This is a genomic window from [Rhizobium] kunmingense (genome assembly GCF_977018605.1).
In genome coordinates, this window is record NZ_CDRNXG010000001.1 from 2,451,012 (window position 1) to 2,474,010 (window position 22,999).

The 22,999-nt window shown below is 60.9% G+C and carries 22 protein-coding genes; 11 read left to right on the forward strand and 11 right to left on the reverse strand.

Annotated features, from left to right (window positions below; genetic code table 11):
• Positions 1 to 67: 67 nt before the first annotated feature.
• The 6 genes from AC0JZ4_RS11700 to choX all read right to left on the reverse strand — a co-directional run bounded on the left by AC0JZ4_RS11700 (position 68) and on the right by choX (position 5,925).
• Entirely contained in the window at positions 68 to 1,183 is a 1,116-nt protein-coding gene (locus AC0JZ4_RS11700) for a branched-chain amino acid ABC transporter substrate-binding protein (protein ID WP_471886548.1), read from the reverse strand.
• Positions 1,184 to 1,627: 444 nt separating this feature from the next.
• On the reverse strand, positions 1,628 to 1,948 hold the full coding sequence (locus AC0JZ4_RS11705) for an ArsR/SmtB family transcription factor (protein WP_471886549.1): 321 nt from the start codon (positions 1,946 to 1,948) through the stop codon (positions 1,628 to 1,630).
• 94 nt (positions 1,949 to 2,042) lie between these two features.
• On the reverse strand, positions 2,043 to 2,792 hold the full coding sequence (locus AC0JZ4_RS11710; RefSeq protein ID WP_471886550.1) for a HugZ family pyridoxamine 5'-phosphate oxidase: 750 nt from the start codon (positions 2,790 to 2,792) through the stop codon (positions 2,043 to 2,045).
• Positions 2,793 to 2,943: 151 nt separating this feature from the next.
• The gene (choV, locus tag AC0JZ4_RS11715) at positions 2,944 to 4,020 is read right to left on the reverse strand and encodes a choline ABC transporter ATP-binding protein (RefSeq protein ID WP_471886551.1); all 1,077 of its coding nucleotides are present in this window, start codon (positions 4,018 to 4,020) and stop codon (positions 2,944 to 2,946) included.
• A complete protein-coding gene (choW, locus tag AC0JZ4_RS11720; protein ID WP_471887868.1) occupies positions 4,017 to 4,871 on the reverse strand; it encodes a choline ABC transporter permease subunit in 855 nt (284 codons plus the stop codon). Before choW ends, choV begins: the two co-directional genes overlap by 4 nt.
• Before the next feature lie 100 nt (positions 4,872 to 4,971).
• Positions 4,972 to 5,925: a choline ABC transporter substrate-binding protein gene (gene choX / locus AC0JZ4_RS11725; protein WP_471886552.1), complete on the reverse strand. Its 954-nt coding sequence runs from the start codon at positions 5,923 to 5,925 to the stop codon at positions 4,972 to 4,974.
• A gap of 229 nt (positions 5,926 to 6,154) precedes the next feature.
• Between choX and AC0JZ4_RS11730 the strand changes: the two genes are divergently transcribed.
• Positions 6,155 to 6,877 carry a L,D-transpeptidase gene (locus tag AC0JZ4_RS11730; protein ID WP_471886553.1) on the forward strand — a complete coding sequence of 241 codons (723 nt, stop codon included), beginning with the start codon at positions 6,155 to 6,157 and terminating at the stop codon, positions 6,875 to 6,877.
• A gap of 195 nt (positions 6,878 to 7,072) precedes the next feature.
• Here AC0JZ4_RS11730 and AC0JZ4_RS11735 read toward each other — a convergent pair whose 3' ends face one another.
• A complete protein-coding gene (locus AC0JZ4_RS11735; protein WP_471886554.1) occupies positions 7,073 to 7,456 on the reverse strand; it encodes a VOC family protein in 384 nt (127 codons plus the stop codon).
• Between the two features lie 176 nt (positions 7,457 to 7,632).
• Here AC0JZ4_RS11735 and AC0JZ4_RS11740 point away from each other — a divergent pair, with 176 nt between their 5' ends.
• From AC0JZ4_RS11740 to AC0JZ4_RS11760, 5 genes are all read left to right on the forward strand, one after another.
• Positions 7,633 to 8,160: an AAA family ATPase gene (locus tag AC0JZ4_RS11740; RefSeq protein WP_471886555.1), complete on the forward strand. Its 528-nt coding sequence runs from the start codon at positions 7,633 to 7,635 to the stop codon at positions 8,158 to 8,160.
• A gap of 101 nt (positions 8,161 to 8,261) precedes the next feature.
• Positions 8,262 to 8,843, forward strand: a complete 582-nt coding sequence (locus AC0JZ4_RS11745) for a thymidine kinase (protein WP_471886556.1) — start codon at positions 8,262 to 8,264, stop codon at positions 8,841 to 8,843.
• A 115-nt stretch (positions 8,844 to 8,958) separates the two neighbouring features.
• Positions 8,959 to 9,411, forward strand: a complete 453-nt coding sequence (locus AC0JZ4_RS11750) for a pseudoazurin (RefSeq protein ID WP_471886557.1) — start codon at positions 8,959 to 8,961, stop codon at positions 9,409 to 9,411.
• Between the two features lie 121 nt (positions 9,412 to 9,532).
• Positions 9,533 to 10,396: a hypothetical protein gene (locus AC0JZ4_RS11755; RefSeq protein WP_471886558.1), complete on the forward strand. Its 864-nt coding sequence runs from the start codon at positions 9,533 to 9,535 to the stop codon at positions 10,394 to 10,396.
• A gap of 174 nt (positions 10,397 to 10,570) precedes the next feature.
• Entirely contained in the window at positions 10,571 to 11,734 is a 1,164-nt protein-coding gene (locus AC0JZ4_RS11760) for a DUF2333 family protein (protein WP_471886559.1), read from the forward strand.
• Between the two features lie 209 nt (positions 11,735 to 11,943).
• On the opposite strand, the gene AC0JZ4_RS11765 is transcribed toward AC0JZ4_RS11760, so the two are convergent.
• The 3 genes from AC0JZ4_RS11765 to AC0JZ4_RS11775 all read right to left on the reverse strand — a co-directional run bounded on the left by AC0JZ4_RS11765 (position 11,944) and on the right by AC0JZ4_RS11775 (position 14,298).
• Positions 11,944 to 12,432, reverse strand: a complete 489-nt coding sequence (locus AC0JZ4_RS11765) for a PAS domain-containing protein (protein WP_471886560.1) — start codon at positions 12,430 to 12,432, stop codon at positions 11,944 to 11,946.
• Between the two features lie 39 nt (positions 12,433 to 12,471).
• Positions 12,472 to 13,197 (reverse strand): helix-turn-helix transcriptional regulator, encoded by a 726-nt coding sequence (locus tag AC0JZ4_RS11770; protein ID WP_471886561.1) that lies wholly within the window; start codon positions 13,195 to 13,197, stop codon positions 12,472 to 12,474.
• Between the two features lie 567 nt (positions 13,198 to 13,764).
• The gene (locus AC0JZ4_RS11775) at positions 13,765 to 14,298 is read right to left on the reverse strand and encodes a TIGR00645 family protein (protein WP_471886562.1); all 534 of its coding nucleotides are present in this window, start codon (positions 14,296 to 14,298) and stop codon (positions 13,765 to 13,767) included.
• A 288-nt stretch (positions 14,299 to 14,586) separates the two neighbouring features.
• Between AC0JZ4_RS11775 and AC0JZ4_RS11780 the strand changes: the two genes are divergently transcribed.
• From AC0JZ4_RS11780 to AC0JZ4_RS11800, 5 genes are all read left to right on the forward strand, one after another.
• A complete protein-coding gene (locus tag AC0JZ4_RS11780) occupies positions 14,587 to 16,782 on the forward strand; it encodes a TonB-dependent hemoglobin/transferrin/lactoferrin family receptor (protein WP_471886563.1) in 2,196 nt (731 codons plus the stop codon).
• Positions 16,783 to 16,951: 169 nt separating this feature from the next.
• On the forward strand, positions 16,952 to 18,631 hold the full coding sequence (locus AC0JZ4_RS11785) for a formate--tetrahydrofolate ligase (protein ID WP_471886564.1): 1,680 nt from the start codon (positions 16,952 to 16,954) through the stop codon (positions 18,629 to 18,631).
• Between the two features lie 278 nt (positions 18,632 to 18,909).
• Complete coding sequence (locus AC0JZ4_RS11790) at positions 18,910 to 19,890, forward strand: hypothetical protein (RefSeq protein WP_471886565.1); 981 nt, start codon at positions 18,910 to 18,912, stop codon at positions 19,888 to 19,890.
• Between the two features lie 110 nt (positions 19,891 to 20,000).
• Positions 20,001 to 20,207 carry a hypothetical protein gene (locus tag AC0JZ4_RS11795; protein WP_471886566.1) on the forward strand — a complete coding sequence of 69 codons (207 nt, stop codon included), beginning with the start codon at positions 20,001 to 20,003 and terminating at the stop codon, positions 20,205 to 20,207.
• A gap of 233 nt (positions 20,208 to 20,440) precedes the next feature.
• Positions 20,441 to 21,583 (forward strand): glycosyltransferase, encoded by a 1,143-nt coding sequence (locus tag AC0JZ4_RS11800; RefSeq protein WP_471886567.1) that lies wholly within the window; start codon positions 20,441 to 20,443, stop codon positions 21,581 to 21,583.
• A 23-nt stretch (positions 21,584 to 21,606) separates the two neighbouring features.
• Here the strand turns inward: AC0JZ4_RS11800 and AC0JZ4_RS11805 are convergent, their stop codons facing one another.
• Entirely contained in the window at positions 21,607 to 22,995 is a 1,389-nt protein-coding gene (locus tag AC0JZ4_RS11805; protein WP_471886568.1) for an extensin-like domain-containing protein, read from the reverse strand.
• Between the last annotated feature and the right edge of the window lie 4 nt (positions 22,996 to 22,999).

The following is a 22,999-nucleotide window of genomic DNA, read 5'->3' on the forward strand; positions in this document are numbered from 1 at the left end:
AAACGAAAACGGGCGTCCTAAGACGCCCGCTCTATAGAGCATTGCTGGAGATGATCGAACCGTCCGCTTATTCGGCTGCGACGGTCTTGCCGGCTTCCCACTTGTAGACGGAGAAGCTCTGCGAGGTGAGATCGCCGGTTTCGCCATAGGTGAGTTCGCCGATGGCGGTCTTGATCGGTGCGCCGTCCTTGAGCGCTTCGGCGACGGCTTCCGCATCATCGGTGGTGCCGGCCTTGGCGATGCCGGCGGCGATGACTTCGACAGCGGCATAGGTGTTGAGCGTGAAGGCTTCCGCCGGGATGTTCTTGGCGAGAAGCGCTGCTGCTGCGGCCTTGCTGTCTTCGTTCTTCAGCGCGTCGGCGGCGTTGGTGTAGATCGTGCCATTGGCGGCATCGCCTCCGGTTGCGATATACTCGCTGTTCGACAGGCCATCACCGGCGATCAGCTGCACGGCCATGCCGGCATCCTTCATCTGGCGAACCAGCAGACCGGCTTCCGGGTGGTAACCGCCGAAATAGAGCACTTCGACGCCCTCCGACTTCATGCGGGTGACGAGCGCATTGAAATCCTTGTCGCCGGCGGTCAGTGCGTCGTTGAAGACTTCGGTGACGCCGGCGGCGTTCAATGATGCCTTGAAGGCGTCGGCAAGGCCCTTGCCGTACTGGGCCTTGTCGTTGAGGATCGCGATCTTCTTGTCCTTGAAGTTTTCAATCACGTATCTGGCGGCGACTTCGGCCTGCTGGTCGTCGCGGCCGCAGGTGCGGAACACGGTCGAAAGGCCCTGCGCCGTCAGTTCCGGCGCGGTGGCCGTCGGGGTGACCATCAGTGCGCCGTTTTCGGCAAAGACGATGGAGGCGGGAACCGAGACGCCCGAGGTGACAGGACCGACAACGAAGCGGATGTCGTCGGCGATCAGCTGGTTGGCGGCAGATACGCCCTGTTTCGGGTCGCCGGCGTCATCGGCAATCTTCAGCACGAGCTTCTCGCCGTTGATGCCGCCCTTCTTGTTGATCTCCTCGACTGCGGTTTCCGCGCCGTTCTTGATCTGCGCGCCGATGGCGGCGACCGGGCCGGTGAGCGGCGCCATCAGGCCGATGGTGATGTCGGCATGGGCGAGCGTGGCGGTGAAAGGGGCAAAAGCCAGCGATGCGGCAAGCGCTGCCGCGTAAGTCTTCAATGTCATGTCCGTCTCCTTGGGGCATGCGAGTGGTCTTGCACAGGCCTCCCAGCCTGCTGATGTCTGCGTCGCTGTCGTCCCCTAGACGTTCCTCGACGGCTGCGCGTCGATGATGATCGGTTCGGGATAAGGCGACGGTCCACCTGCGGCCATGTTTGGCTCGCCGGGTGGACGGCAACTTTTGTAAAAATTCCCATGCCTCAGCGCAAGAACATAACAGAAAGATGCGACGTTTCGGACAGGATAGTGATGGTGTCGGCGGTGTGGGGGCTGTCACGATACTGGCCGGACCACGGCTACACCGCTCGGTATCTGCGACGCAGGGCCTGCGGGCGCTTGAGACGGAAATGCAAACGGCAGGCCCGAGTTTCGGAACCTGCCGCACATATCATCAACCCGGACACGGAGGCCGCCACCAGCCGCGTCAGTTGGACCGATCCAAACGGTGGATCAGGCTGCCGCGGACGTCTTACGCTCGGCTTCGATATAGATGTCTTCGAGGCTGTCGAGGATCTTCAAAACGGATTCCGACGAGCTGGAATAATAGATCGTCTGTGCATCGCGGCGGGTCTTGACCAGCTTCTGTGCACGAAGCTTGGAAAGGTGCTGCGAAAGGGCAGACTGGCTGAGGCCGACACGGGTCGCGAGTGCGCCGACGGCAACTTCGCCCTTGACCAGGCAGCAGAGAATCATCAGCCGCTTGGGGTTCGCCATAGCCGAAAGCAGGCCTGCTGCTGCTGTCGAATGTTCAGATAGTGGTACCTTGTCCATAAGTCCTATTCACCTCGGTTCCAAAGCGGCCGCGCTATTCACCCATATTTGTTTTGGGTAATGTTAGGCGGTACAGGTAGAATTTGTATATCCCCTAAATTTTGGGTAGTTCGCCCATTATTTTAGTCTCAATGCAAATATAATATATGATGTTCTCGGGCAAGTGTTTTAGCGTATCGAACTCGTGCCGAACGAGTAAATCACCTGAGATAAGGTCGATTCCGGCAGCGTCGACAAGTCCAAATCGCCAGTTTTCGCCGGAAAGTCCGAGATGACGGGCAAAAGATGTCGCGTGTGCGGTTCGGCCGACCAGTTCCTTCTGCAACTCTGCCCAGGATGATTCGCCTGTTTCCGTGTGGAACAGTAAATCCTCGCCGGTTAAAGCATAGGCGCGGCCGAAGCCGCCGTTGAGCGATGCCTGTTGCGGCACAAGCCGGAAAAACAGGAAGTCGGGAAAGTCTACATAGAGCTGGGCTTTTGCATGGCGACGCAGGAAACGGTCCCTGAGGCGCCGATGCGCCTGACCGTCTCTCTCTACCGGCTCGGCGATACACTGCACGGTAATGCGCGCATGGGCGAGCGGGTCACCCTTGCCGGGTTCGCCGGCGAGAAGCGAGCAACGTCGGTCGGCAGAAAGCCCCTTGGTGTGCCCGGACAGGCCGGAGACGAGAATGACCGGCGTGCCGTCGAGATCGATGGCTGTCAGCGCACGGCTGACGGCAGGGAAGCCGGTGACCGGGTCGATGACGGCAAGCGACATATAGCGCGAGCCGCGCACGAGCTGGCGTGCAAGCTCGCGTGCTTGGTCATCGGTCGGGCGCAATAGCTGGGCCGGCTCGGCCATTCGTCACTCTATTCTCGGCTGAGGGTCGATCGGGGGCGTGTATCAATTTCGCTTATGCTTATATCATGTTATTTTGCAGTGCAGAAGATGTGAGGGCGCGTCAAGTTTTCGCACCCTTTACAAGGAGTTACCCCCGACCTTTATCGCGCTCTTACATTTGACTTTTGTCACGCAGGCGATGGCGGGTCAGGCCGGAGACCACGTCGTCCGCCGTTACCGAGCCGATGATCGCGCCATTTTCGACGATGGCCACAGCGCCACGCTGGCGGGCAAGCGCATCGAGAATGTCGACGAGCGGCGTCGAGGGAGCGGCGGATGCCGAAACGGGCGCGCCGGCGCTTGCCGCCGATACACCCGTCGACATCACGTCGCTTGCCGTCAGCATCCGTATCGGGTTCATGTGCTGGACGAAATCGGCGACATAGTCGTCGGCGGGGGCGCGCACGATCTCCTGCGGCGTGCCGCACTGGATGATGCGCCCGCCTTCCATGATGGCGATGCGGTTGCCGATGCGGAAGGCCTCGTCGAGATCGTGGCTGACGAACAGGATCGTCTTCTTCAGCCGCTGCTGGAACTCCAGAAGCTCATCCTGCAGCTTGTTGCGGATCAGCGGGTCGAGCGCCGAGAAGGGCTCGTCCATCAGGAGTATCGGCGCGCCTGTGGCAAAGGCGCGGGCGAGGCCGACGCGCTGCTGCATGCCGCCCGACAGTTCTGCGACGCGGCGGTCGGCCCATTGCGAAAGGTTGACAAGTTCGAGCTGTTCGCCGACGCGGGTCTTGCGCTCGGCTTCGGCGACGCCTGCCAGTTCGAGGCCGAAACCGACATTTTCCGCCACCGTGCGCCAAGGCAGGAGACCGAACTGCTGGAAGACCATGGAGACCGTGTGCATGCGCAGGTCGCGCAGCACGCGGGCGCTTGCCGCGTAGGGATCGACCGGACCTTGCGGCGTGGCGACGCTGACGCTGCCGCGAACCACCGGCGCAAGCCCGTTGACGGCGCGCAGCAGGGTCGACTTGCCGGAGCCGGACAGGCCCATCAGCACGAGGATCTCGCCCTCGCGAATGGTCAGCGAGGCGTCGGAAACTCCGACGACGATGCCGGTCTCTCGGCTGATCTCGTCGCGGCTCCTGCCGGCATCGAGAAGCGACAGGGCGCCCGACGGTTCCTTGCCGAAGACGATGTCGACATTGCTGAAGGTGACGCAGTCTTTTGTCGTCGTGTCGGTCATGGCGTGTCTCCCGCGTCGCTCTTGAACATGCGGTCGAGGATGATCGCGAGGATGACGATACAGAGGCCCGCTTCGAAGCCGCGGGCGATGTTGACGGTGTTGAGCGCGCGCACGACCGGAACGCCGAGGCCGTTTGCGCCGACAAGCGCTGCGATGACGACCATGGACAATGACAGCATGATCGTCTGGGTCAGGCCCGCCATGATCTGCGGCATCGCATAGGGAAGCTCGACCTTGCGCAGCACCTGTGCCGGCGTCGCACCGAAGGCGATGGCGGCTTCGGTGAGAGCCTGCGGCGTCGAGATGATACCAAGCCGCGTCAGGCGGATGGGTGACGGAATGGCGAAGATGACCGTGGCGATGAGACCCGGCACCATGCCGAGGCCGAATAGGATCAGCGCCGGGATGAGATAGACGAAGGTGGGAATGGTCTGCATCAGGTCTAGGACCGGGCGCATGATCTCGTAGAACCACGGGCGCCTTGCCGCGGCAATGCCGAGCGGAATGCCGATCGCCATCGAAACCACGGTGGCGGCCAGAACGAGCGACAGGGTTTCCATCGTCTCCTTCCAGTAGCCCTGATTGTAGATCAGAAGCAGCCCGAGACAGGTGAAGACGGCCACGCCGAGCGAGCGGCGCAGGGCATAGGCGAGCGCCGTGAAAATGGCGATCAGCAGAAGCGGCGGCGGAAATTCGAGCACGGCCAGCAGCGCGTCGATCGCAATCGACAGGATGCTGGACAGCCAGTCGAAAAACCAGCTGGCATTGGTCGTCAGCCAGTCGACGGCGTTGCGCGCCCAGATGCCGAGCCTCAGCTTGCCGCTGGAATCGGCGAGCCAGTTCGGAAGCAGGTCAGTTAACCAGTTCACGTCCGATATCACCTCGAATGAAGGAATGGGCAGGACGGAAGGGCCGGATCACGTTGTATCGGTGCCGGCCCCTATGATGTTCTCAGAGGCCGAGTTCGGCCTTGACCGCTTCAAGTCCCGGCTTGCCGTCCTTGGTGGTGACGCCGACGAGCCATGGCTCGATCGCCGAACCGTTGTCCTTCAGCCAGTCGGTGGCGGCGACGCTGGCTTCTTCGCCGTCATCGAGGATCTTGGCCATGATCTCGTTTTCCATCGGCAGCGTGAACTTCAGGTTCTTCAGGAAAGCGCCGACATTGGTGCATTCCTCGGTGAAGCCGGCGCGGACATTGGTGAAGACCTCGGCGCCGCCGAAATTCGGGCCGAAGACATCATCGCCGCCGGTCAGGTAGGTAAGCTTGAAATTGGTGTTCATCGGATGGGGTTCCCAGCCGAGGAAGACGACCGGCTCGCCTGCCTTGTCTGCGCGCATCACCTGCGCCAGCATGCCCTGTTCGGAGGATTCGACCACTTCGAGCGCCTTCATGCCGAACGTATCCTTCTCGATCAGGCCGAGAATGAGCTGGTTGCCGTCATTGCCCGGCTCGATACCGTAGATCTTGCCGCCGAGCGCATCCGCATGGGTGGCGATATCCTTGAAATCCTTGATGCCGAGTTCAGCGCCCTTGGCATTGGTGGCGAGCGTATATTTGGCACCGGTCAGGTTGGGGCCGAAGGATTCGATGCTCTTTTCATCGATATAGGGCTTCAGGTCGCCCGACTGAGTGGGCATCCAGTTGCCGAGGAAGACGTCGATGTCCTTGTTCTTCAGCGACGAGAAGGTGACCGGCACGGACAGGACCTTGATATCGGTCTCGTAGCCCAGCGCCTTCAGCACGACCGAGGCCGTGGCTGTGGTCGCGGTGATATCGGTCCAGCCGACATCGGACAGGCGGACGGTGCCGCATGATGCGGGTTCTGCCGCCGATGCGCCGGCAGCAAAACCGGCAACGGAGGCGGACAGGGCGAAAGTGAATGCCAACGATTTTTGAATGCGCATGATTTGCTCCCGTTCTTATATGTTCCTGGCCATTATCAATATCTTGAAGTGGCACGCAAGCGCGTGCATTCGCGCCATGCGGGTAGGGGTGTTTGCGACATGGAAGACCAGGTAATACCGTAGGTAACTATTCGAAAATGCTTGTGGATAGCCTAGTTGTGATTTGCTCTACCCTTTAAGCGGACGGATAGAGGCATATCGATATTCGACATCTGTCTGGAAAATCCTCATGTCTTCTGCCCAATTCCTGTCGCGACGCAGCTTCGTGCTCGGTTCCGTGTCGCTGACCGCAGCACTCGCCGGCTGCTCGACCACCAGCCAGCCGCGCGTCATTCCCGGCATGGCACAGCGGCCGATCGGACCTCCGGACGAGGCGGAGCTGCAGGCGCGCTATGCTTCGGTGACCGATGGCGGGCATGTGATCCCGGCCATTCCCTACCAGCAGATCGATCCGAAATATTATCGCCAGCGCGTTGCCGATCCGACCGGCGAAAAGGTCGGTACGGTGGTCGTCGATACGCAGGAGCGGTTCCTCTATGTCGTCGAGCCCGGCGGCACGGCGATGCGCTACGGCGTCGGCATCGGCCGTGACGGCTTTGCCTGGCAGGGCGAAGGCGTCATCCAGTGGCGCCAGCCCTGGCCGCGCTGGAAAGTGCCGGACGAAATGATCGCCCGCCAGCCGAGCCTTGCGCGCTTTTCGGTGGAAAACGGCGGCATGGACCCCGGTATCAAGAACCCGCTCGGCGCCCGCGCGCTGTATATCTTCCAGGACGGCAAGGACACGCTCTATCGCCTGCACGGATCGCCGGAATGGCAGTCGATCGGCAAGGCGACGTCCTCCGGCTGCGTGCGGCTGGTCAACCAGGATGTGCTCGATCTCTATACCCGCGTACCTTACCATGCCCGCATCGTCGTGCATCAGGGCGGGTTGCGCCGCGCGTTCGGCGTCTGATCGCTGCCGCCACGGCATGGCATCCGCATCCGTGGTGTGAGAGAGCAATCGGCGGCAGGCTTTCCTGCCGTCGCTCACCGCTGAGGCTCGCTTCCAGAGGATTACCATCGATCACTGAATGGCGACAATGCTCCAGCTTTCTGATCTTCCGCAATTCCGGACGCAAGATCGGTTCCCGCTTTTGCTGGGATGGCTTCAGCTGGTGATTTCCACCGGCGTTCCGTCGGGCATCAGGATGACCGCCTCGTAGAAACCGTCGCCGGTCATGCGCGGTCCCGAGGCGAGGCAGCCGTCCTGGCTGCACTGCGCCGCGAGCGCGTCAACCGCCTCGCGGCTGCCGAGCGACACGGCGATATGGTCCCATCCCGCACGATCGCCGTCTTCCGCGCCGCCGATCCAGGGACCGGTCATCAGTTCGATCTGGTCCGGGCCGTCAGGAAGACTGACGAAGCGGGAGACAAACCCCTCGCGCCGTCTGCTGTGATAGGCCTGTCCAATGCTGGCGCCGAAATAGCGCTGCCAGAATGCGGCTGCTTCATCAAGGTCTCTGGTCCAGAGGGCTGCATGGGCGATGCGCATGTTTTGCAATCTTTTGAATCTGATAGATCCCGAACTTCATGTGGCGCAGGAGTGCGGGACGATAGTGTTGGCGTGGTGATTGTGCATCATCATTCATAAACGTGCAATACTATGCATTTGTTTTCCGGTTTGGAGCGGCTGGCAGGTCGGGCGGCCGTTGGTCAAGAGGAGTGGGTATGAACCGTTTCGTCGTGATTTCAGGCTGTTCGGGCGGCGGCAAGTCGACCCTGCTCGCCGAACTGGCAGCGCGCGGATTTGCCGTGGTCGCGGAGCCGGGCCGGCGGATCGTTTCTCAGGAGCATGAAGGCGAGGGCCGTGCGTTGCCGTGGGTGGATCTCGCAGCTTTCGCACGACGGGCGATAGACATGGCGATCGCCGACCGGGACGTTGCGGCAGGCAACGCCGGCTGGACCTTCTTCGACCGCAGTCTGATCGATGCCGCCGTCGCCCTCGAACAGGCGACCGGCGAAGCTCTCGTCGAACGGTTGAACGCGCGCCATCCCTATAATCGAACGGTTTTCCTGACGCCGCCATGGCCGCAGATCTACCGCGCCGACGCCGATCGCCGCCATGGTATCGAGGCGGCGCTTGCGGAATATGAACGGCTGGCGGCGGTCTATCCGGCGCTTGGCTACGAGGTCGTTCTGCTGCCGAAAACGACGGTCGTGGAGCGGGTCGATTTCGTCCTCGATCGCCTCGGTTGAGGTGAACGGGGGCGTGTTGCGCCGTCTTGGTCCGTCAAAAATCTGTGGTTATCGCCCGGCATGTCTTCCGCCGGTCAGCTGCGGATAAGAAAACGCCTGTCATGGCCAAACTCTATTTCCACTACGCGACGATGAATGCAGGCAAGTCCACCATGCTGCTGCAGGCATCCTACAATTACCGCGAACGCGGCATGCGCACGGCGATTTTCATCGCCGCGCTGGATGAACGCGCCGGCAAGGGACGTGTGGCGTCGCGGATCGGCCTGTCTTCGGATGCCATTCCCTTCGGGCATGGCGATGATCTGTTTACGGCGATCTCCGGCATGCATGCGCAGGAGCCGATCGCCTGCGTCTTCATCGATGAATCGCAGTTCCTGTCGACCGATCAGGTCTGGCAGCTGGCACGGGTATGTGACCGTATCGGTATTCCGGTCATGGCTTACGGTCTGCGGACCGATTTCCAGGGTAAGCTTTTTCCCGGCTCGCATGAACTGCTGGCCGTTGCCGACGAACTGCGTGAAGTGCGCACCATCTGCCATTGTGGACGCAAGGCGACGATGGTCGTGCGCGTCGGTGCCGACGGCGAGGTGATCCGCGAGGGGGCGCAGGTCGAGGTCGGCGGTAACGAGCGCTACGTGTCGCTCTGCCGTCGCCACTGGGAAGACAAGATGCGCTGTCACTGAACAGTCACGTTTTTTTCAATCGACTTCTCCAATTGACCCTTGTCAAAGCGTGATGCCGCCATGTGGGTAAAACGCTGGCATCGCGGTGACGCGAGGACACCTTCAGGAGAATTCAATGCGCAAGAGCAGCACGCTGAAAACCTTTACTCTGGCCGCGGGGCTGGCGCTGATGGCGCTGCCGACAATGGCTGCCGAGATCGAGATCAAGATGCTCAACAAGGGCACAGACGGCGAGATCATGGTTTTCGAACCTGCGGCGGTCAAGGCTGCGCCAGGCGATACGATCAAGTTCGTCGCCACCGACAAGGGGCATGACGCACAGTCCCAGCCCGGCCTTATCCCCGAAGGCGTTGCCGCCATGCGGGGCAAGATGGGCCAGGACCTGACCATCACCCTCGACCAGGCCGGTGCCTATGTCTTCAAGTGCACGCCGCATTTCGGCATGGGCATGGTGGCGCTGATCGTCGTCGGTGACGCGCCGGCCAACATCGACGCCGTCAAGGCGGCGAAAATGCCGAAGAAGGCCAAGGATCGGCTCGACGCGGAAATTGCCAAGCTCGGCCTCTGAGGCGAGCGCTTTTTTAGACAAAGACCTTTTTATCACCTAGTCATTGCCGGGCCGCTGTCGCACGAATCGCGCAGCGGCCCTATTCTGTTTGCCGATCGGCGGATCAACGGGAGCACTTGCGGTGAGCGCGGATCTTTCCAATTCCTTCGAAGACGCGGCCGTTCACGCCGACGAGGATTTCAGGGCGCTTGCGGCCGCCGGACAGGCGCTGGTCGCAGCGCTCGACGCCGCCATGCTTTCGTCCGATGACGCTGACCCGGAGATTGCCGCGGCGCTCGATGAAGGCGTCGGTGCCTACCTGGAGGCGCTTGGCGGCGCCCATGGACGGATTGCGCTGCCGGTTGCCGAAATCGCCGACGTGGTTGATGCCGAAAAACGTGCCTTCGACAATAGGGAAGTACCGCTTGCGCTGGACCGGTTGATCGGCCGGGTTTCGAAGACGACGATGCGCCGTCGTATAGAGGAGAGGGCTGCGCGTGCGATCGGTACGGAGCGGCTGCGCCTGACGCTCGGGCGGGCGGATCGTCTTGCCGGGCTGATTGACGGGCAGCGGCTCGGCGTCATTGCGCAGCGACGGGAGGCCGAGACGGCGCTTTCCATCCTGTGGCGTGGCGAAAGCGGCCCACTTCCGGCACCGAAGGACGGCGGATCGTCGGTAGGCTTGAGGCCGCCTGCGCAGCCTGCCATGCTTGCAGCGGCCGGGCGCGTGGTCGAAGCGCTGAATACGGCCGTGCGAGACCTGACGCTGCTCATCCAAAAGCTGCGCTTCGATGTGGAATATCTGCTCGATCTCTACGCCGTGCTTTTGAGCTTCCACCGCGATCGGGAGGCGCATGCGCTTGTCGCCGATGCCTATCCGCATTTCACCGATGCCATTCGCCGGCTGGAGGACGGACTTTTGCCGGGCGGCCTGCTGGCGGCAAGCCGGCAGAGAGCTGAACAGGGGTTTGCCGCGCGGTTCGGCAATGGCCAGGCGGCCCGCTAGCGGCAAGGCCGGACGGTGTTGCAAGGCAGGGCAAAGCTGGGCGGGTGCGGCTGCGTTGACCGACTGCGACCTCAAGGATGCTGCGATTTTGCCGGTTAAATGCCTGTGGCCGTTGTACTTGCGGCTGCGGCGCCATATCTGAGCGGTGACCGATCGGATTTTCAGGAGAACTTGATGCTCGACCAGATCAGCGGATTTTTTCGAGGCGTGGCGGCTGCCATCGGGCGCGGGCTGCGGCTTCTGATCGCCTGGCTGGTCTGGCCGCTGCGGGCGGGCGGCAGCTGGTATGCCGGCCGACGTCTTCTGGTTAAAGGGCCGGTCGCGGTCATCGCCGTGGTTATCATCGGCCTTTACGGCTATTTCATCTGGCAGACGCAGGTCTGGCGCGGTTTCGATCCGAATTTCGTCGATACCTATCGCTGGACCGAGCGCAACATGCCGGCCGGGGCGGAATTGCCTGTGCCGGGCGTTGCGGCGCAGGCGCAGGCCTCCGGCCCGTCCGGTGTGGCGGTAACGCCGCCGCGCCAGTGCCAGACATCGGCAATCGCCGATGCGGCGGCCGACCTGACCGACGTCAATGTCAACCAGAATGCCTGGATTTCCTCCATGCTTGTCTACAGGCTCGGCCTGTTCGGTCTCGACTGGGACAACACGCCGTTCCTCGACAACAAGGCCTCGTTCCAGCGCGGCGTAAACCAGGCGGTGCGCCGCACCACAGTGGAACTGGTCGATACGCTGGCGCGCGTGCGCGGCACATCGGGCATCAATTCCAACCTGCAGGACGCGCGCAGCAACCTGCAGTTCGACGAGTATTCCTGGTATTTCGGCCTGAACCCCTTCGGTCCGAAGACGCCGACGCCGAGCTATTACCGCGAGGCGATCTCCAACCTGCGGGCATTCAATGTCGAACTCGGCAATTGTACCGCAATGTTCGACAGCCGCGCCGACAATCTCGTGCAGTTCCTCGACCGCGTTGCCAACGATCTCGGCGGCACTTCGGCGATCCTGCGCGAGCGTTCGGAAAACTATAATGGCGGCTGGTTCGATACGCGCGCCGACGACCGGTTCTGGTTCGCCTATGGTCAGATCTATGGTTATTACGCCATTCTGTCCGGTGCCGGAGCCGATTTTTCGCAGGTCATCCGCGAGCGGAACCTGGCGACGCTGTGGACCGATACGCTGGGACAGATGCGCTCGGCACTGCGCATTCAGCCGGCGATCATCTCCAACGGGGCCGAAGACGGCTGGATCATGCCGACGCATCTCGCCGTGATGGGCTTTTACACGCTGCGGATACGTTCCAACCTGGTGGAAATCCGCTCGGTACTCGATCGTTAATTCCGGCACATCGCCTGCGGTCTCTGGATCGCAGGCGACGCCTTGTCCCTTGGGGCTCGTACAATTGCCAACGTAAGGCCGCTTCAAACCTTTACTGGAATTACGCTTGAGCGTGTCGCTCGAAAGTGGTTGCCGGTTTCGAGCTAAAGACACGCGTAGAAACAAAAGGCTAAAGCGTGCAGATCGAATCTGAAAGATCGTGACACGCTTTAGGTGGCTGCTTCCGGCGGCAGCGCGTGCAGGTCGCCTTCCGGGATGAAGCCGATCGTCGTGCTCTCCTGGTCGAACAGTTCGTAGGTCATGCCGATGACCTCTCCCTGACCGGCGGTGCCGGTCCTGAACTTGCCGACGCTGCGGACGAACTTGTAGGAACCGGCCGTCATACGCACCCTGTAGAGATTGTGGTAGGTCAGGCGCGCGGCGCTGGCGCGTTCGAACGTCTCCATCATCACCGACAGGTCGTCCGGGTGGATGGTGGCGCTCAGCTCCACGACGTTGAGCGGCCCTTCGGTGGGCGCCATGCCGAATATGTGGGTGAAGTCAGGCGTGCCGAAGAGGTGGCCCGTATCCAGATCGAAACGCCAGTAACCGCATAGACGAAACGAAGCGATCAGCTCCAGCACTTCCGTGTCATGCAGGCCGATCGCCCGGTGCTGGGCGGTATAGGGCTTGCGCGAATGTTCAATCCAGGATGTCAATTCCGGTCGTCCTTAAGCCCCGCGTGCGATCAAGCGCGCTCAGGCGATCAGCCTCAGCCGCAGGGCCTTGGCTACCAATTGCGTTCGGTTGACGCAATCGAGCTTCTTGATGGCAGTGGTCATGTAGGCGTTGACGGTGTGGTCCGACAGAGTAAGAATCTTGCCGATTTCGGCGGACGTCTTGCCCTGCGCCGTCCAGCGAACGACCTCGAGCTCGCGACTGGTCAGTGGCGAAGGCGATTTCTTCTGCTGGTTTCGCCTGATCCGCTCCAGCACGTCGAAGGCGTGAAGCGTGATCATGCCGAGTTCATTGAGCTCGACCTGGGTCAGTCGGGGGCGGGTGCCGTCGAAGCGCATGATGAAGCGTTCCGCCTCGCGCGAATAAAGCGTCATCGCCACGGTGGTGATGAGCCCGTGACGGCGTTGCAGCTCGGCCGTCTGGCTGTCTATTTCCAGATGCTTTGGATGAGATGCATCGTTGACCGACCAGCAATAGGGCAATTTCGACTGCGCCATGATATCGTTCAACGGACAACGACCGAGCAGTCTTCGCCGGTCGAATTCGGCAAAGAAACTATCCGGAATGCTCGACTTTACAACCATTCGCGAGAGGAGTTCCTCATCGGGATTGTTCAGCGACAGTAATGTTACGTGTTGCAGGCTGAATTCGTGAGTTACCCGCCCCAGAGCCAGAAAAAGACCTTCCTGAGACTTGGCGGCGGATATCTCGCTACTCAGCACAGACTGCCGTTCGAGAGTAATCATCAGGGTGGCGGGTCCGGGAGGCTATGTTATTGTAAATAAATATACTAATTCCTGTTTTTAGCCAATTAAAAATCACTTTCGCAAGGGGAAATCATCTATTTTTATGATAGATGATCATCTTAATTGTTGTATTTCAGTGGCTTATGGGCAAATGCCGAAGCCGTGGAGATCCGCCCTGAATTGGGATTTGGCCGAATTCGGGTGGCAGCGCTGACCACGGCTGTGCAGCTGCGGTGGAATCAGCGGGTTTGCGAGAGAATAAGAGACGGGTTTATTCAAGGGAGGGGCGATGAGCGGATCATCGCCGTGCGGCGCTGCAAACAGGGCGGGGCGGTAAGCCGTTCAGGTGCGGCGAGCGAGCCGGTGAAGAGACGTCGGACCCGCCGGGTGCGCGGATGATGGCGCTATAGTGGCCGGGCCAGCAAGGTGTAGCGTTGATCGTCGTTCGCCATCCGGACAGTCCTGTGGCGCGGGTCTTCGACGATCTCCGCTTGTGCAGTCATTGTCTGACGGTCCAGCCGCTCACCGCACGGCCGGACCTGTGCTTCATCTTTTGCAATAATGGCGTCAGAGCTTGGCTTCGTACTTCGCCTCGTCCTTGTCGGCCTTGGTGGCGGCCATGATGCGTTCCAGCCAGCCGAGCATGACGGCGGAGACGACGAAGGCGAGGTGGATGATCGTGTACCACATCAGCTTTGCGTCGGTGTACTGGTTTGCATTGAGGAAGATCTGCAGAAGGTGAATGGAGGAGATCGCGACGATCGACGAGGCGACCTTGATCTTTAGGCTGCCGGCATCGAGCTTGCCAAGGAAGGAAACATCCGCTTCCGTCTCGTCAAAGCGGCTGACGAAATTCTCGTATCCGGAAATCATCACCATGACGATCAGGCTTGCCACAAGCGCTGCATCGATAAGGCCGAGCATGGCAAGGATCATCTCCGCCTCGCCGAGCGTGAATACCTCTTTGGCGATCTTCCAGAACTTGAAGGCGAAGGAGAGCGCATAAAGGCCAAGGGCTGCGACGAGGCCCATGTAGAAGACGACCAGAAGCCAGCGGCTTGAGAGGATGATCTTCTCGACGAGCAATTCCAGCGATTTCATGTCTTCTCCAGGTGTCCTAATTGTTAGTTTCCCATAATTTACAGCTTTGTGCACTGCAATAGGCGTCGGGTATTTGTTGCAGAATTGTCACCGAGGCATGCTCTCAAAAATATGATTCAAATAATCATGTTCAAATAATTGACAAAAGAACTCATGTTTTCTACTGGCATGAATAAGGCAGTTTTCTGCCGCCCGCCATATTTTAGCCAGAATTGAATTGGGCGCCGTCTTCTCCCGGTATGCTTAGGTGCGCCGGTCGTTTTCGCACGCCCTCCTGAAAGGACAGCCATGCGTAGCCGGCGTTTTCGATCGATCCTTACTACATGCACCGCACTTGCTTTGCTCGGATTTACCGCGGAAGCGTCAGCCCAGCAGGCGACGGCGACCGAGCAGGATGACACGGCGCTTCAGCCGATCGTGTTGAAGGGGAAGAGCGCTCGCGCTCCGGCGGGGAGCGTTTCGGACACGCCTCTGGCGACCGTAACGACGCAGGAGACGATACTTCAGCGGGATATTCGTGACCTAGACGATCTCGGCAATACGGTTGAGCCAGGCGTGAATTGGGTCGGCTCATCGAACAGTGTCAACATTCGTGGTCTTGAAGAGGACCGCATTCTGACGACCATCGACGGCATCCCGCTGCCTTTCATGTCGGATAGTATCTGGGGCGCTACAGGTGGCGCAAATACGTTCGATTTCAATGCTTTGTCGGCAGTCGATATTCTGAGAGGCTCAGATTCCAGCCGAGCAGGTTCTGGTGCGCTTGGTGGTGCAGTCGTCTTGCGTACGCTGGAGCCCGAAGATCTGATTAGCGCCGAAAAAGACTGGGGCGGCATCGTCAAAGGTACCTATGACGGCAAGGATCGTTCGGTCGGCGGCTCGGCTGCCGTTGCGAAACGGATCGAAAATACGTCCGTTCTGTTCCAAGGCAGTTACACGAGAGGTAACGAAACCGAAAATGGCGGCGAAGTGGGCGGTTATGGCGCGACCCGTACCAAGGCGGATCCCGAAGATTACCGCACGCGTAACCTTATGCTAAAGCTGCGTCAGCAGCTGGAGGGCGGCCATAGTCTCGGTATTACGGCGGAGCATTACAAGACGGACACTGACATCAATGTGTTCTCGAATGCCAGTGCTTCGTATGTTCCGGGCAGCACCAAAGGGACCGAGGATCGGCAACGTGACCGTGTTTCGCTTGACTATCGATATGACGCGATCGCAGCCGACTCGCTTATCGATAATGTGACTGCAACGCTTTATTGGCAGCGTGTGCAGCGCCTTTACGGAACGATGCAGGATCGTATTACAATCCCCGTTGGAGACTATGGTCGCTTCACAGACAATAAAGAGAATGACTACGGGTTTTCGGCTTATGCCAATTCGTCATTCGAAACCGGTAATTTGCAGCATCGCCTGACATTCGGTGGCAATTTCCAGTTCAGCAAGACCGACCAGTTCACCACTGGCATCGACAGCTGCGACGAGAACGCAACCGATCCCGATTATATCGCCACCTGCTCTAACTATCACGTCAATCAGTCGAATTCGCCTGACGTGAGCGGCTATAAGCTTGGCCTTTTTGTCGAGGATAGAATTGAGTTCGGCGAGAGTGGGTTCTCTCTTACGCCGGGCGTTCGTTTCGACTGGTACAAGTTCGACCCGACTGCGTCCGCAGGTTATGAAGATGCAGACGGCTACTCTGGGTTGCCCGACGGTCAAAGCGATTGGCAGCTTTCGCCCAAATTGCGTGCCGCATGGCAGATTAACCCAGAGGTCGAGCTGTTTGCTCAGTTCTCAACGGCTTTTAAGGCGCCGAACGTAGATCAGCTTTACCTGACTTACGTCAGCACGCGCTATCAGCAGATCGGCAATCCTGATCTGGATCCTGAGAGCAGCTACGGCTTTGAATTTGGCGCCAATCTCGGTGATCAGGACTTCGGCGGTCGGATTACCGCGTTTTCCACGCGCTATAAGGACTTTATAGGTTCCGAGACTACCGGCTCCCCCATAATTGGCGATATGGTCATTCGGCCCATCAATATTGATAGGGTAAGGATTTCTGGCGTCGAAGCGCGTGTGCAAAAGCGCTTTGCAAACGGCTTCAATGCACATGCGTCGCTTGCCTATGCCTATGGCGAGGATCTCGACAGCGGCCAGACATTGGGGTCGGTGGCCCCGCTGAAGGGTATAATTGGCATCGGATATGAGCAGGACACGTGGGGCACCAATCTTGATCTGGTCGCCTCGGCTGCGGTCAGGGAAGATTCCGACGCAGCCTTCAAGCCGGCCGGCTATGGTGTCGTGAACTGGGCCGGTTATTGGGAGCCTGAACAGACCAAAGGTCTGCGCATCCAGGCCGGCGTCTACAACGTCTTCGATAAAACCTATTTCGATGCACTCGAAGTAAAAGAGATGTCTGGAGCTACCGATCTCTTCTCCGAGGCTGGCCGCTATTTCAAAGTCTCGCTCACTCAGCGTTTCTAATAAAGCATAGGGGCGGGGGACGCTCCGGGAGGGCGGCGCGGGAAACTGCGCTGCCCTTTCCTTGTGGGGATCGCAAGAAGATCGCGACTGCCTATTCTCTCCGGGCGCCATGTTCGCTATCGGTGTCCGCAAAAGCCCTCAACGGGCAGCGAGACACAAGGATACCCCCATGGCTGACGTGAAATCGGATATCGAGATTGCCCGAGCGGCGCGCAAGGAGCAGATCGTTGCGATCGGTGCCAAGCTCGGGATGGCGGCGGAAGACCTCATTCCCTACGGTCATGACAAGGCCAAGATCGGCGCCGGTTTCATAGCTTCGCTTGCCGACCGCAAGGACGGCAAGCTGATCCTCGTCACCGCCATCAACCCGACGCCGGCCGGCGAGGGGAAGACGACAACGACGGTCGGTCTCGGCGACGGCCTCAACCGGATCGGCAAGAAGGCGGTCATCTGCGTGCGCGAGCCGTCGCTCGGCCCCTGCTTCGGCGTCAAGGGCGGTGCGGCCGGTGGCGGCTATGCGCAGGTCGTGCCGATGGAGGATATCAACCTCCATTTCACCGGCGATTTCCACGCGATCACCTCGGCCCACAATCTTCTGTCGGCCATGATCGACAACCACGTCTATTGGGGCAACGAACTCGACATCGATATCCGCCGCATCACCTGGCGGCGGGTGATGGACATGAACGACCGGGCGCTGCGCCAGGTCGTCATGTCGCTCGGCGGCGCCAAGAACGGTTTTCCGCGCGAGGGCGGCTTCGACATCACGGTCGCGTCCGAAGTCATGGCGATCCTGTGCCTGGCGGAAAACCTCGAGGATCTCGAACGGCGTCTGGGCGAAATCGTCATCGGCTACCGCACCGACCGTTCGCCGGTCTATGCACGTGATCTGAAAGCCGACAAGGCGATGGCGGTGCTCTTGAAGGACGCGATGCAGCCGAACCTGGTGCAGACGCTGGAAAACAATCCGGCGCTCGTGCACGGTGGGCCGTTCGCCAATATCGCGCATGGCTGCAATTCGGTGATCGCCACCAAGGCGGCCTTGAAGCTTGGCGATTACGTCGTCACAGAGGCCGGCTTCGGTGCCGATCTCGGCGCTGAAAAGTTCTTTGACATCAAGTGCCGCCAGGCGGGGCTGAAGCCCGATGCCGCCGTCATCGTCGCGACCATCCGGGCGCTGAAGATGAATGGCGGGGTGAAGAAGGAGGATCTCGGCGCCGAGAATGTCGAGGCGCTGGTGCGCGGCTGCGCCAATCTCGGCCGCCATGTCGCCAATGTACGCAAGTTCGGCGTTCCCGTCGTCGTCGCCATCAACCACTTCATCTCGGATACCGGGGCGGAAATCGCCGCGATCAAGGAGTATGTCGACAGGCTCGGCGCAGACGCCATTCTGTGCCGCCACTGGGCGGATGGTTCCGCCGGTATCGAGGAACTGGCGCACAAGGTCGTCGAGCTTGCCGATAGCGGCCAGGCGCATTTCCAGCCGCTCTACGGTGACGACACGCCGCTGATGGACAAGATCGAGACTGTCGCGTCAAAAATCTACCATGCCGGCGAAGTGACCGCCGACAAGGCAGTTCGCGACCAGCTCAAGGCCTGGGAAGAACAGGGTTACGGCAAGCTGCCGGTCTGCATTGCCAAGACGCAATATTCCTTCTCGACCGATCCCGCGCTGCGCGGCGCGCCGGAAGGCCATGTCGTGCATGTGCGTGAAGTGCGCCTGTCGGCCGGTGCCGGCTTCATCGTGGCGATCACCGGCGAGATCATGACCATGCCCGGCCTGCCGCGCTCGCCGTCGGCCGAGCGGATCATGCTCAACGACGAAGGCGAGATCGAAGGTCTGTTCTAGGGCCGCCTCCCGCAATCTTGTCCGGGTAGCATTCCTGATGCGGCTGCCCGGGCCATTTTTCCTGCCGAGATTAATCCAGGTTGACGAGGCCAGGCTCGGCCTCGCTTAAGCTTTCTCCGACGAAGATGGAGATTGCGGTGAGGGGCTGTATCCCGACGATGTTTGACCGTGTGCCCGCGGCTTTGCTGGCGCTTGGATTGGCCGTGTCGTGCGTTGTATCGATCCCTCGGGCCTCGGTCGCCTCAGCCGGTACCACAGGCGCGACGAACGAAAATGCCGTGCTCGCTGAGGAGATGGCGCGTGCCTGCGAAGGGCAGCGGGCTTCGCTCGGCGACATGTGGGGTGAGCGGGCCGATCTCGACGGTGACGGGCAGCTCGACCTCATCCTCGATCACGGCGGCATTCTGTGTGATGGTTTGCGTGGCAACATAACCTGCGGCTTTCGCGCCTGCGACGTGATCATCTACCTGCAGCGTCAGGGCCGACTGGTGAATAGCTACGAGATCCTCAGCGTCGGCTATGAGCTGACAGGTGGCGTGCCACCGTCCATCAAGCTTGTCGGACACGATTTCGACGAGGGGGCGGTTCGATGGGACGGCCGGCGTTTCGCCGACGTTGCGCCCGGTACCGGAGGTGGCGCGAGTGAAGGTGGTGGACCTGATGCGGGAGCCGGAGCGGGGGGCATGGGGCATGTCGGCCCAGCATCGCCATCTGCTGCGGCGGTGCCGGCCATCTCCTCGCGCTGGCAGTACGGACGGCATCCGGTGCTCGGATTAACCGCCCATATCGAGAGCGGCGAGCATACGATCGGCCTTGCCTGCGGCCAGGCACGATATGATGCGACGCGCAGCGAGAGTGTGGAAATTCGCGTAACGCCGTCGCTTGTGCGCCAGCCATCGACGGTGATCGTCTTCCAGTCCGGCCATGCAGCCGGCTATAGCTTTGCCGACAGCGGGCAGGGCTATCAATCCGTCAAGAACGATGTCTGCATGGCCGGGATCTCGGATTTCAGGTCGCAGAATGGCCTGATGGTCTTGCCGGCCGGCAAGATCATGTCGGTCGCCGCCGACGGTGCGGTCTCGAAGATCGAGTATATGCTTTCCGACGGAACGTCGGTGGTGCTGGAAGGACCAGGCGGGATGGACCGGTTGCCGGGGACGATCCATTTGCCGCTTGCAGGCTCGTCGGCCGCCATCGGCAAGCTGATTGCTGCCTGTCCGGCGATCCGAGCCGATATCGACAATAATTGCGGTATCTGAGCGCGCCGCTCCGCTCGCAGCTGTCGTGGCGTTACCGGCATTGCCGGAACTCAATCGTGCGCCGGGACTTTTCCTCATGCAATATCGTCGATGAGGAAAGGAAGTCTTCAATGCCATATCTGGAAATCGCCCTGAAAGCCGGCAGTACCATTCTGGTGGAGGACGTTCGCTCAGCGGAGGCGCTGACCCGAGAGCTGGAGCGGCAAGGCGAAGTGATCGTCGATCGGGTCGAGGTGTTCGATACCAAGCAGAAATACGAGGTGACATTGCGTGACGAGGATGTTGCCGGCGTGGCGCCGGCAGCGGACCTGCAATAGGATAGGCGCGCCAAGCCCCGGCGCTTTGCGTTGGCGAGCGCCTGGATTTGTCTTGTGGGCTGTGTCGTCCGGTGGCCCGTCCTGTCTGGCGATCAAGTGCTGTGGTTATCACGGCGGGAATGAGTGGCGAGCCGTCCGCCGTCATCCGGCTGTCACAGGCCGGTGATCTTCTGGCCTGACTGCTGCCGCCGGAACGATGGTGTCTCCCGGCCGTCCCGTGTCGGAAAGCTCTGATGGCCCTATTCCTTGCGACCTTCGCCTTCGCCCTGCTGGCGGTCAATCTTACCAGCATCATGATTGCGATGGGCCGGCTCTCGCATCGACGCGGCTACAGCCCCTTGCCGGTGACGCAGTTTCCGGTTTCGATCGTCGTTCCGGTCCGCGGGATCGAGGCCTATTCCGAACTCACGCTTCGCCATGCGTTCGAGCTTGAATGGCGCGAGTATGAGCTGATTTTCTGCGTGCAGGTGGAAGACGACCCGATCATTGCGAAAATCCGTGATGTCATGGCGGCGTATCCCGCCGTTCCCGCACGCATTCTCATCGGCGACGATCGGATCAGCGCCAATCCGAAACTCAATAATTGCGCCAAGGGATGGCAGGCCGCCCGACATGACTGGGTTATCCTGGCAGACTCGAACGTGCTGATGCCGCGTGATTACGTCGGCAATCTGGTGGCCGGATGGCGCAAGGATACCGGTCTCGTCTGCTCGACGCCGATCGGCTCAAGGCCCGACGGTTTCTGGGCAGAGGTGGAGTGCGCCTTTCTCAATACGCTGCAGGCGCGCTGGCAGTATGTCGGCGAGGCGCTCGGCCTCGGTTTTGCGCAGGGCAAGAGCATGCTGTGGCACAAGCCGTTCCTCGATGCGGCCGGCGGTATCGCGGCACTTGCGGCCGAGATCGCCGAGGACGCGGCAGCGACCAAGCTGGTCAATCGTCATGGAAAGAAGGTGCATCTCGTCGGTGCACCCTTCGAACAGCCGCTCGGCCGGCGTAGCCTCGGCGAAATCTGGTCGCGGCAGGCCCGCTGGGCGCGGCTGCGCCGTGTGACGTTTCCGATGTTCTTTGCGCCGGAAATCCTGCTCGGGGCCATGCCGCCGCTACTGTTCGGGCTGGTTGCGGCATTCGCCCTCGGTGTCAGCACGCCGCTTGTGGTGACGACGGTAGCCTGCGCCATCTATCTGCCTGAAATCGTCCTTGCCGTTTCCAAGGGCTGGCGGCTGTCTTTCTGGACATTGCCGGCGATGATCGTACGCGACCTTCTTTTGCCGGCGATCTGGCTGCGCAGCTGGATCGGCGGTTCGTTCGAATGGCGCGGCAATGCGATGACGATCGGCACGCAGGAAAGCAGCCTGAGCAGCAATCCGGCGGGCTGACGGGACGTATGACGCGGCACGGCCTATCGGCAATAGCGATAGCCGCCGTCGCGTTCCAGTATGTCGAGGTGCAGGTGATCCTGATGGGCGGCGTCGCTGCCCGGTGACAGGACGGTGGTGAAATGCAGGCAGGCGCCGGCGGTCGCCGTGCGCTGAAAAGCGCCTTCCAGCGTCGAATCCTCCTCTCGCGGCTTCATCTCGATCGTCTCGCCGTTGTCGAGCTTGAAGGCCGCGACGTCATAGGCATTGCCGCGGGCATGTTCGGAAATCTTGCCGGTCGCTGCGCTATTCCTCAGGCGGCACTGGTAGGTGGAGCCGGGAACGAGGCCGGTGATCCGGCGGCCGGGCATGGCGATGGAAAGCGCCGGCTGTGCTGTTTCCTTCAGCCAATGCGCCATCGTCAGCGCCGTTTCGCAGCGCATGGTAGCGCCGCCGAGATCGACGCCGGGCAAGACCTTGCGCACATCGATCGGGTTTTCGATGCCGCAACCGTTGCCGTCGTCGATCGGGTCGGTCGCCTCGAATTCTGCGCCGATCGCCTTAAGGTCGGCGAGGCAGGCCTGCAATTGTTGCGGGTCCTCCTTGATCAGCGGCGGCGGCGGCTCGTCTTCTGCCTTTTGGTCTTCGCTCTCTTGGCCTTCAGGCTTCGCATCCGGCTGGGCGGCTTCGGTTCCGGTTACGCCATCCTGTTTTGCGCCATTCTCTTTTGCAGCATCTCGGTCGGCGGCAGGCTCCTTCGACTGTTCCGTTGCGCTGCCAGATGCCGCCGTGTTCGCATCCGGTTTGGAAAGAGGCGTCGGTACTTCGGACTGGCGAGCCGGTTCGCTTTCGGTGGCAGGCTGCTCGACGACGGGTGGCGTGGCCGTTTCGGTGGGCGTCGGCACCGCCGAAGCCGGGTCGTTATCCGTTGCCGGTTTCGGCGTCGTGGGCGGCGCCTTGTCAGGCGTCGCTGGCTGGGAAATTTCACTCTCCGGCGCGGGCACTGCCTTTGAGGTCGCGCCGGCCTGCGGCGATGTTTCCCCTGCTTGCGGCTGACCGGTCTCTGCCGGCTTTGCCGTCGGCGCAGCGGCCTCCGCCGTGCCGATTGTTGTGTCCTGCTTTTCGTCCTCGGGGCTTGTCTGGTCCAGCGCTGTTTTCTGCGTGTCGTCAGCGGGCCTTGCGATAGGCAGCGGAACGCTTGCCAGCGCCGGCGGCCTGGGAATTGCGCCGCCGGCCGGTGCTCGGGAGCGGCTGCGCTTCGATTGCGTCGGGCGTTTGCGAATGCCGGTATCCTGCAGAAACCTGTCGATCACGTTGATTTCGACGACATGGCGCGCCTCTGCCTGCGGTGGCTGCAGTGGGCGGGACGGGGGGATGGCGGCGCCAAGCATGAAGGGGAGGCTTAGCAGCAGCAGATAGGGTGACCGTTTCATCAGG